Annotated in this window: 1 protein-coding gene and 1 pseudogene; both read left to right on the forward strand. The window is 41.2% G+C overall.

Going from position 1 to position 1,419, the window contains the following annotated elements; all coding sequences use genetic code 11:
* Positions 1-148, forward strand: a pseudogene (locus R7F67_RS24035) (uridine kinase); the annotation flags it as partial.
* Positions 149-336: 188 nt separating this feature from the next.
* Positions 337-1,419, forward strand: a 1,083-nt coding sequence (locus R7F67_RS24040; RefSeq protein WP_318057438.1) for an AsmA family protein, incomplete at its 3' end; no start/stop codon positions are given.

Here is a 1,419-nt window from a genome sequence, read left to right on the forward strand (position 1 = left end):
ACAATACCAGCAAACGGTTCGTCCGATGTTCATGCAATTTATTGAACCTTATAAGCAATATGCGGACATCATCGTACCTCGTGGCGGTAAGAACCGTATCGCGATCGATGTACTAAAAGCTCACATTGCAAAACTTTTGAAAGCTTAAGTCTTTAGACGGCTATATCGCTTTATTTTTATGATAAGAAGTGGCACTTTAGGTGCCACTTCTTTTTTTGTTTTTAAATTAGTCAGTTGCATGTCAAAACCGGATGATTTTCACGCTTTTGTGGAACTCTCGGCGGTAAATCTAGTCTGCGCTTATAATTTTAAAAACACACGAGCAAGGAAAAACAAATGAAGAAACTGCTCTTAGTTCTCGCGATACCTGTTGTGGTATTTGTTGCTGCAATTTTAGCGTTAACTATTTTTGTCAATCCAAACCAATTTAAGCCACTGATTGTTGAGCAAGCTCAGAAACAAACAGGGTTAGAATTAGTGATTGAAGGGGATATCAGTTGGCAATTCTTCCCATCAATTGGTTTTGAATTGGGAAGAACCGAACTGCGTAACCCGCAAGGTTTTAGTCAGCCAAATCTTTTTAAAGTCGACACTGTCGGTGTTGATGTTTCTGTCACACCACTTTTTAGCAAACAACTTGAAATCGGTAACATTACTTTAGATGGTGCGGAGTTCTACGTTGAAACGAAGAAAGACGGCAGCAAGAACATTGATGCTTTAACGAAAGCGCAAACTCAACAAGCAGAGCAACCGAAAGACACTGCGCCAGAGCAAAGTGGCGAATCACAGTCTGCAGGCTCAGATTGGAGTATCAACCTGGCTGGTGTTACGGTTTCTAATGGCTCACTAGAAATTCAAGACAAGCAAGCCGGCAATTACACCAAGCTGTATGATGTATCGTTGAACCTTTCTGAATTTGCTTTTGACAGCTGGACGACAGCTGACTTTGGTATGAAAGGCGAAATGAATGACCAGAAGTTTACTGCAAAAGGTAAGGCTGACTTTAAACTGGCGAAAGGTCTTGCAAGTTATGCGTTGAAGAACATCAATGTTGATGCGACGTACACTGATCCAAACAACACTATTGAATCGGCAAAAATTGGCTTAGATACATTTGAATTCGATAAAGTAAACAATCTTAGCTACGCGCTTAAAGGCAGTGCGTCTGGTATGAAGCTGGACATGCAAGGCGGTGGGCAGCTTACAGTTGACCAAGCGATTAGCAAAGTGTTGTTGAATAAGCTTACGCTGAAATCAAGCTTTGAAGGTGATGCTTTGCCACAATCACCAATGAAAGTTGATATGGTCTCTGACCTCTCATTTGACCTAAACAAAAGCCACCTTAGCTTTATTCTAGAGAAGTTAACCGCAAACGCGATTGCATTGGATGGTAAAGCCGATGTGACATTGGGAGACATT

The organism is Vibrio sp. YT-17, assembly GCF_033337375.1.
GTDB lineage: Bacteria > Pseudomonadota > Gammaproteobacteria > Enterobacterales > Vibrionaceae > Vibrio > Vibrio alginolyticus.